Genomic DNA, 9,417 nt, shown 5'->3' with positions numbered 1-9,417 from the left:
TCCTTTAAATATACAGGATCCCTTCCCTCATTTGGAATTTCAATTCCTACGGCAGCTTTACCCGGTATAGGTGCTTCAATTCGTATGTCCGCCGCTGCCATATTTAACTTTATGTCATCTGCAAGACCTGTTATACGGCTAACCTTAGTTCCCATTTCAGGTTGCAATTCATATCTTGTAACTGACGGTCCCTTACTTACATTTGTCACTTCTACCTTAACTCCAAAGTTTGCCAAAACCTGTTTTAGTTTATTGGCTGTCTGCATAAGGGATGCTTTTGTTATACCGCTTTTGCTCCCGGGATTATCCTTAAGAAGACTGTATGGTGGTTTCTTATATTTCATTTTCTTTTTAGACGGTGCTATTATTTTTCCTTCTGAAGATGCCTTAGGCTGTTGTGAGATGACTTCTTCTGCCGTCGGTGTTTCAGTGGCTACTGCCTCCCCTACTCCAAAAGGCTTTCTCTTCATAGTCTTTTTAGCCTCTTCACTTACTATCACTCTTTCCTTTGGTGTAAATTCACCGTCTGTAGCATGTTTATCAGCTTTTGGTGGTTCAGGTTTGTCAAGGCCATCTATTTTAACCTGCTTATTGCCCTGATTTTCTTCATAGGTATATACAATTTCACGGTCAAGGGGCATTTCATCTATGTCACTTGGGGTATCATCCACTCCGTCAATATGTATTTCGTGAACCTCCTGTTTATTATCCTTTAACTTCTCCCCTGGTAAACTATCTCCACCAACAGTAGTTTCATTAAAGTCCACACCGATTTTTTTCTGTCTGGCAATACTTCTTTCTTTTTCCTTTTCAATCCGCTTCTGCTCTCTTCGTACTGCCGTGGCTTCTTTTCTGGCTTTTGTATCTTCCACTGCACTTTCATAGGCACTTTTTCCCTTTTTCTTAAGAAAAGACATAATAGACTTTTCCGTTAAAATTACTATGCATATAATAAGTACAACAAAAGTTACAATATAGGCTCCTGTAAGTCCTAACAGGGAATCCATAAGATTTCCTAATGCTCCCCCTACAAGACCTCCGCCAAATTCGCCTTTAGAGCCATATTTATAATATTTTAAAACATCTATTCTATTGTCACTGTAACTTAACAAATCAAACAGCAGACACATATTAATGTATAATAGCACCACTGCCACTATCTTAGAGATAACCTTGGTGTTCATATTATTATATGCCACAAGTCCTATTGTTACTGCCAGAAATACAGGAAAAACATATCCCATCCATCCGAAGCATCCAAGCATTGCATCCCTTAATGTGTTTCCCACTATGCCACAAATGCCAAAATTGCTTAAGAATAAAAACAGTGCCACAGCTAAGGATATCCACAAATAAACCTCCGTTACGATTATTTTGCGTTTCTTAGCCATCTGGGCGTTTTTCCTTCTTGTTTCCGCAGCCTTACTGCCACCGGTTTTGTTTCCACCAGTCTTACCTTTACTGCTATTTGTTTTTTTGCCATTACTTTTTTTCTTCGTATCGGCCAATATATTTTCACCCCTGTTAATTTATTTTACGAAAAATGATGCCACTATGGCTATCAGTCCAACTAATCCGCAATAAGCTGAAAAATATTTAAACTGCTTATTTCTTACAACTACAAGCATTGTTTTAATACATATGTAACCTACCACGGCAGACACTAAAACTCCCGCCACGTAGCACTCAACACCTGTTTTTGCAATGTCTGTGTGCATATCAGGAATGTTTAACACACAGGCACCCATTATAGCCGGAATTGACATAATAAAGGAATATTTTACAACAAAATCTCTTCTAAGTCCACATAAAAGACCTGCTGTAATGGTTGTTCCTGAACGTGATAATCCCGGAAGAGTTGCTATCCCCTGACAAATTCCTATAAAAACTGCGTTTAAATATGTAGTTTTCTTTGGTGTTTTATTTCCGTTTGGTATATTATCTGAAATTACAAGTAATATGGCTGTTATTAAAAGACAAATTCCCGGAACAATAAGAGTATGGGATGCATTATCTACTAAATTCTTACCTACAATACCTATTATTCCCGTAGGTATGGTTGAAACAATAATTAATAACGCAAATTTTCTATATGATGTTCTGATTATTTTTCTGTATTCCGGATTCTTTTTGGTTGTCTTCCATCTTATGTAATAAAATACATTAGCAACGAAATCCACCACTATTCCGATTCCATCATATATTAATCTTCCAATATCCCGCCAGTATATAACAAATACTGCAATTAATGTTCCCAAATGTAAAAATACATCAAAAGATGTACCTACATCTTCAAGTCCGAAAATCTGCTGGAATATAGCCAGATGTCCCGAACTGCTCACAGGAAGAAATTCCGTCACTCCCTGTATTATTCCAAGAAAAATTGACTCTAATAAACTCATTTGTAACTCCTTATTTCTTTAGTTAACCATAATCTATAATATTTTACTATTTTTCACCACTATATTCAAGTTATTTAGTTTTTGTATTGTAATGCCTTTGTATTGTAATGCCCCGGTGTCCAATGTAATTTATCAGGATTTTTTGTCAATAAGTTCATACAACTTTTTTATGGCATCTTTTAGGCTTCCTATTTCATTTATTATTCCTTCATTCACTGCTTCCTTACCTACAAGAATGCTTCCCACATCCTTTGTCATAACTTCTGTTTCCATCATTAATTCCATAAGCTTTTGTTCTTTTATGTCACAATGGTCTAATATAAAAGAATTAATTCTCTCCTGAATTTTTTTAAAATAATCATAGGTCTGGGGAACTCCTATAAACAGTCCATTCATTCTCACAGGATGAATAACCATGGTACCTGTTTTAACAATAAAGGAATAGTCTGTTGATACTGCAAGAGGAACACCAATGGAGTGGCTGCCTCCTAAAACTAATGACACTGTAGGCTTACTAAGTCCCGATATCATTTCTGCAATTGCAAGACCACATTCAACATCCCCACCTACTGTATTTAATATTACCAGAAGCCCATCTGTTTCTGCATCATCTTCTACCTGTGCTAACTGAGGAAGCACGTGTTCATATTTAGTTGCCTTGGTTCCTGATGCCACATTTTCGTGTCCTTCAATTTCCCCGATTATATTTAAAAGATGTATTTTTTTGTGTCTGCTGTTGTTATTTAAGTCTGTCTGACCGTATTCTTTTATTTCGTCCATAAAAAATCCCCCATATTGATGATATACAATGTACGGATTTTCAAATTAACTTTCCGTACAATATAATACTCTCCAATATAGGGGATTTTTATACTATTATATAATTTTAAAACTGTTCTTTTACTTTATCATATGGTAACTTTCCACCAAACAAATCCAGCGCACTTCCAATGGTAAAATCCATTTTGCCATTAGAAATCTCCCTGAACCTTTCTATTTGTTCCATAGTGGATATTCCGCCTGCATAAGTTATGGGAATATCATTAAATTCAGATAACATAGCTACCAAATCTTCTTCCATTCCACCTGATTTTCCCTCAACATCCACACCGTGTATAAGAAATTCATCACAATATTCCGACAGTTTTTTCAATGTTTCAATATTAACTACTTCATCAGTGAATTTTTGCCATCTGTCTGTTACTATGTAATACTGTCCATCTTTCTTTCTACAGCTTAAATCCAAAACAATACGCTCTTTTTCCACAGCTTCCACAAGACTTTTAAGGTTTCCGTAATTAACTCTTCCATCTTTAAATACATAAGATGTGACAATTACATGGGATGCCCCTGCCTTTATATAATCCTGTGCATTTACAGCTGTAACGCCGCCGCCTATCTGCATCCCTTTAGGATATGCAGACAACGCCTCTATTGCCTGTTTCTTCGATTCCTTAAAAAATTCCGAACCGCCGGCATTTAATATTATTATATGTCCGCCTTTTAGCCCGTCTTTTTTATAAAGATTAGCATAGTAGACTGCATTTTTTTCAGATACAAAATTTTCTTCTGCCTGATTTTCCTTGTCTTTAAGGCTGCTACCTACTAACTGTTTCACTTTTCCGTTGTGTATGTCTATGCATGGTCTGAATTTCATTTTTATTACCTTATTTCATAAGTTTTATGTTATGCATTTAATGCCTGCTCTAAATCTGCAATAATGTCCTCAGCATCTTCAATTCCTACAGAGAATCTGATTAAATCCGGCTGAACTCCTGCCTCAATTAACTGTTCATCTGTCATCTGTCTATGAGTGTGACTTGCAGGATGTAGCACACATGAACGGGCATCAGCCACATGAGTCACTATTGCCACAAACTTAAGATTATCCATAAATTTAATGGATGCATCACGACCACCTTTTATACCAAATGTTAAAACGCCACATGTTCCATTAGGCATATACTTCTGCGCCAAATCATAATATTTGTCACCCTCTAATCCCGGATAATTAACCCAGGCTACCTTGTCATTTGCCTTAAGCCATTTAGCCACTTTTAATGCATTTTCACAGTGTCTTGGAACTCTTAAATGTAATGTTTCAAGACCTACATTTAGCAAAAATGAATTTGTAGGTGAAGGAATTGATCCTAAATCCCTCATAACCTGTGCTGTTGCCTTTGTAATATATCCGCTTTTTCCAAATTTTTCTGCATAAACTAACCCATGATATGATTCATCCGGCTCTGTCATTCCCGGGAATTTATCAGCATGAGCCATCCAGTCAAAGTTTCCACTGTCAACAATTGCTCCACCTACTGCCATGGCATGACCATCCATATATTTAGTTGTGGAGTGAGTTACTATATCAACTCCAAATTCAAAAGGTCTGCAATTAATAGGTGTCGGGAATGTGTTATCCACAATAAGAGGAACACCATGACTGTGAGCTGCCTTTGCAAATTTTTCAAAATCAAACACTACAAGAGACGGATTTGACACCGATTCACCAAATACACACTTTGTATTTGTTTTAAATTCTTTTTCTAAATCTTCCGGTGAAATATCCGGATCTACAAATGTAACATCTATTCCCATTTTCTTCATGGTTACACCAAATAAATTAAAGGTTCCTCCATATACATTTGATGAACAGATAAAGTGGTCTCCTGCTTCACAAATATTAAAAACTGCGTAAAAATTAGCTGCCTGACCTGATGATGTAAGCATAGCTGCCACTCCACCTTCTAACTCACATATTTTTGAAGCTACTGCATCATTAGTAGGGTTCTGAAGTCTTGTATAAAAATATCCGCTATCCTCTAAATCAAACAGTCTTCCCATTTGCTCTGATGTATCATATTTAAATGTGGTGCTTTGATAAATAGGCAAAACTCTCGGTTCTCCCTTTGTAGGCTTCCATCCGCCCTGTACGCATATTGTTCCTTTGTTATTATTCACTTTCTAACCTCCTGTGCTTTCATTATTCCGGTTTATAATCCTTAAGACATATGTGTCCCACAATACAACTAATGGCAAATAAAACTACAATAATTGCCACTGAAATCAAAAAGAATTCCATTTGCATAACTGGTATTACACATACATCAATAAAGAATAATACAAATAAAACAGTTGATATTTTATTACATATCTGTCCTATTTTTATTTTCTTATCTTCCTTTGTTTCCTGCATATTAGCTCCTTATTCATCAAACAACGGTGTTGAAAAATATCTTTCTGCCGTATCCGGCAATACAGTTACCACTGTTTTTCCTTTTCCTAACTTTTTTGCCAGCTTTATGGCTGCTGCAACATTTGTTCCACTGGAAATTCCGCACATAAGCCCCTCTTTTTTGGCTAAGTCCTTGGCTGTGCTTATTGCCTCTTCGTCAGTAACTATATAAATGTTATCATATATATTCCGGTCTAAAATATCAGGTATAACTCCGTCTCCTATTCCCATTTGCAAATGGGTTCCGATATTTCCACCTGCTAAAATGGCTGCATTTTCCGGTTCCACTGCCCATATTTCAATGTCAGGATTTTGTGCCTTTAAAACCTTACCTATTCCTGTAATGGTGCCACCGGTTCCTATGCCTGAGCAGAATCCGTCTATGTTTCCCTCTACCTGCTCCATGATTTCCAATCCAGTATGATGTTTATGAGCCTTAACATTGTTAGGATTGGCAAACTGCTGTGGTACATACACCTTTGGATTGTCCTCTGCCATTTTAAGTGCTGTTTTAAGACATTCATCTATACACTTTCCAATGTCTCCGTCATCATGGATAAGAATAACCTCTGCTCCATAATGTTTAACTAGCTTTCTTCTTTCCTCACTAACAGAGTCAGGCATTATAATAATAGTTTTATATCCTTTTACCGCTCCTACTAATGCCAGTCCGATTCCCTGATTTCCACTGGTAGGTTCAACTATTATTGTATCCTTGTTTATTTTGCCTTCTGCTTCTGCCGCCTTAATCATTTCATAAGCCGTTCTTGTTTTTATTGAGCCACCTACATTTAATCCCTCAAACTTCACAAGAACCTGAGCTGAATCCTCATCAACCATATGGTTAAGACGCACCATAGGTGTATGTCCGATAAATTCTAATACATTGTTATAAATCATTTCTAATATCCTTAACGTTCCTTTATTACATTATATAATTTTGTCAACTTGTATTATTATAACTTTAACCAATATATTAAGCAAGTTTAATTTAAACTAAACACATATGCTAACTATTCATTCTATATCCAACACCTAATTCATTTATTATGTACTTTGCTTCTCCCGGCTTTATTCCCAGTTTTCTTCTTATATTTGCCATGTTCACCTGAAGTTTTTTAACGCTTCCCTCATCAGGATAGCCCCATATTGCCTTAATTATGGCTGTATACGTCATCATTTTTCCGGCATGTTCCGATAAAAACGCCACAATATTGTACTCTGTCTGGGTTAATTTTACTTCTTTTTCATCAACAAAAACCTGTCTTCCATCATAATCTATAACAAGTCCCTCTAATGTGAACTTTCCTCCCGGCAGTTTTCCCTCCTCAGAGCTGTGTCTTGTATTTCTAAGAGCTGCTCTTACCCTTGCTAACAGTTCCGCCGAGCTAAAGGGCTTTGTTACATAATCGTTTGCCCCTGCATCAAGAGCAACTACCTTATCCCTTTCATTAGAACGAGCTGACAATATAATAATAGGAGTCAGTGAGTCATCCCTTACTTCCTTTAAGAAATACATTCCATCCCTGTCAGGAAGACCTAAGTCCAAAATAATAATGTCAGGGAGATGAGATGTGTACATTCCCAGGGCTCTCTCACATGTTTCAGCTACAACAACCTGATAACCTGCCGATTTAAGTATGGTTGTTACCAGATTTCTAATATTATTTTCATCTTCTACTAATAAAACCTTATATTTATTATTGGGCATCTATTTCTTCCTCCGTATCTAATGTAAATCTGAAAACAGCACCGCCACCTTTAATATTTTCCGCACTAATGTCCCCTCCATGTGCCTTTATGATGGTTTTACATACGGACAATCCTATTCCCGTATTGCGTTTTTGTCCGTCTGAAGGTTCTTCCTTATTCTCATAATATCCGGAAAATATGTATGGCAATTTTTCTTTACTGATTCCACAGCCATTGTCCCTTATTTCAAATATAGCCTGCTTCCCCAATACAAACACCCGAAGTATTAATTCTGTCATTCCCTCTGCGTGCTGTATGGCATTTTCCAATATATTTACTATAACCTGTTCAATAAGCATTGCATCCATTGGTATAACAACAATATCCTCCGGCAAGTCCAATGTTATGTCAAAGTCAGGGTATCTTTTTCTAAATTTCACAATTACTGAATCTATCAGTTCCTCTAAAACTATTGGTGTTTTTATTATTTTCACATTTCCACTGTCAATTCTTGTAATGGATAAAAGATTTTCCACCATTCTTACAAGCCATTCCGAATCCTCTTTTATTCCCTGTAATATTTTGATTTGTTGTTCTTCCTCTAGTGTATCCCTGTTTTCTAACAATGTAGCTGCTGAACCATAAATAGTGGTAAGGGGAGTTCTTAAGTCATGGGAAACCGCCCTTAAAAGATTGGCTCTCATTCTTTCCTTCTCTCCTTCAGCTTTCATTGCCTCATGCCTTTTTATCTGGGTGGTTAATGTACTTGTTAATATGGCTATAACTATCATTATAATTGCAGAAATCATATTAACAGGTATCATAAAATTAATTGAAAAGAACGGAAATGTAAAAGCATAGTTAACGGCAATCATGGAAATAAAAGCTGCCACTATTCCATATACATATCCGTTTGTTAAAAGGGATATCAAAAATACAGCAAATATAAACACTGCTGTTATATGTTCATGTACCTTAAACACATGTTGCAACAACAAGCTTATTACAAAAGAAATTAATAATATTCCCGCTGTCACTAATATATTTTTTAAATATGATTTATCTTTTACCATAGCCACTCTCCTTCGTATCTGATTAATGATACCACATAGCCAATTAAGATATAGTAAAATATCTCCAAAGCTTTATTATATATCATAATATTCGCCCTGGAGATATTCCATATTTGTACAAAATTTAAGATTTTGTGCAACGTTTCTATTTAATTTGTTTACTGTGCATCTTTAATTGAAAAGCTGATTCTTCCCATCTTATCTTTTCCAAGACACTTACATTTAACCTTATCACCTAATGTAAGGAAGTCTTCAACATGTTCAACTCTTTCTTTTGCAATCTTAGAAATGTGAACCATGCCTTCTTTTCCAGGTGCAAATTCGATAAATGCACCAAATTCCTTAATACTTACAACAGTACCTTCTAAAATCATGCCTTCTTCAAAGTCTGTTACTATTGTCTTAATGTATTTTATAGCCTTAGCTATCATGTCCTTATCTACGCCACAAACTGATACCATTCCTTCATCAGAAATGTCAATCTTAACGCCTGTTTCTTCGATAATTGCATTAATAACCTTTCCGCTCTTTCCTACAACATCACCAATCTTGTCCGGATCAATCTGAATCATTTCAATCTTAGGAGCGTATGCATTTACTTCTTTTCTAGGTTCAGAAATTGCCGGCTTCATGCAATTATCCATAATGAATAATCTTGCTTCTCTTGTTCTTGCAATAGCACCCTCCACGATTTCTCTTGTAAGACCATGAATCTTAATATCCATCTGAATAGCTGTGATACCTTCTGTTGTACCTGTTACCTTAAAGTCCATGTCTCCGAAGAAATCTTCAAGTCCCTGGATATCTGTAAGCAATACATAATCATCATCTGTATCACCTGTAACAAGACCACATGAAATACCTGCTACCATAGCCTTAATTGGAACACCTGCTGCCATTAATGACATACATGATGAACATGTAGAAGCCATTGATGTAGAACCGTTTGACTCAAATGTTTCTGAAACTGTTCTAATAGCATATGGGAACTCTGCTTCGCTAGGAAGTACAGGTA

General features: G+C 36.2%; 10 protein-coding genes. All 10 read right to left on the bottom strand.

The window, feature by feature from the left end:
• The coding region (locus Q5O73_RS08780) for a DNA translocase FtsK 4TM domain-containing protein (protein WP_302669495.1) at window positions 1-1,508 on the bottom strand (1,508 nt) is incomplete at its 3' end.
• Window positions 1,509-1,529: 21 nt separating this feature from the next.
• On the bottom strand, window positions 1,530-2,402 hold the full coding sequence (locus tag Q5O73_RS08775) for an undecaprenyl-diphosphate phosphatase (RefSeq protein WP_021953337.1): 873 nt from the start codon (window positions 2,400-2,402) through the stop codon (window positions 1,530-1,532).
• A 132-nt stretch (window positions 2,403-2,534) separates the two neighbouring features.
• A complete protein-coding gene (locus tag Q5O73_RS08770; protein WP_021953338.1) occupies window positions 2,535-3,182 on the bottom strand; it encodes a ClpP family protease in 648 nt (215 codons plus the stop codon).
• Window positions 3,183-3,288: 106 nt separating this feature from the next.
• Window positions 3,289-4,059, bottom strand: a complete 771-nt coding sequence (gene hisA, locus Q5O73_RS08765; RefSeq protein WP_021953339.1) for a phosphoribosylformimino-5-aminoimidazole carboxamide ribotide isomerase — start codon at window positions 4,057-4,059, stop codon at window positions 3,289-3,291.
• A gap of 29 nt (window positions 4,060-4,088) precedes the next feature.
• On the bottom strand, window positions 4,089-5,363 hold the full coding sequence (locus Q5O73_RS08760; protein WP_021953340.1) for an O-acetylhomoserine aminocarboxypropyltransferase/cysteine synthase family protein: 1,275 nt from the start codon (window positions 5,361-5,363) through the stop codon (window positions 4,089-4,091).
• A 22-nt stretch (window positions 5,364-5,385) separates the two neighbouring features.
• On the bottom strand, window positions 5,386-5,598 hold the full coding sequence (locus tag Q5O73_RS08755; protein WP_021953341.1) for a hypothetical protein: 213 nt from the start codon (window positions 5,596-5,598) through the stop codon (window positions 5,386-5,388).
• A gap of 9 nt (window positions 5,599-5,607) precedes the next feature.
• Entirely contained in the window at window positions 5,608-6,537 is a 930-nt protein-coding gene (gene cysK, locus Q5O73_RS08750) for a cysteine synthase A (protein ID WP_302669494.1), read from the bottom strand.
• A gap of 109 nt (window positions 6,538-6,646) precedes the next feature.
• Window positions 6,647-7,348, bottom strand: coding sequence for a response regulator transcription factor (locus tag Q5O73_RS08745; RefSeq protein WP_118588981.1), 702 nt, complete (start codon window positions 7,346-7,348; stop codon window positions 6,647-6,649).
• The gene (locus tag Q5O73_RS08740; protein WP_302669493.1) at window positions 7,338-8,402 is read right to left on the bottom strand and encodes an ATP-binding protein; all 1,065 of its coding nucleotides are present in this window, start codon (window positions 8,400-8,402) and stop codon (window positions 7,338-7,340) included. Before Q5O73_RS08740 ends, Q5O73_RS08745 begins: the two co-directional genes overlap by 11 nt.
• Window positions 8,403-8,560: 158 nt before the next feature.
• Window positions 8,561-9,417 (bottom strand): S1 RNA-binding domain-containing protein (locus tag Q5O73_RS08735; RefSeq protein WP_302669492.1); only part of this gene is annotated, 857 nt, incomplete at its 5' end.

This window comes from Eubacterium sp. AF15-50 (assembly GCF_934835595.1).
Taxonomy (GTDB): Bacteria; Bacillota; Clostridia; order Lachnospirales; family Lachnospiraceae; genus Eubacterium_G; species Eubacterium_G segne.
This window is presented reverse-complemented; position numbering and strand designations above follow the sequence as displayed.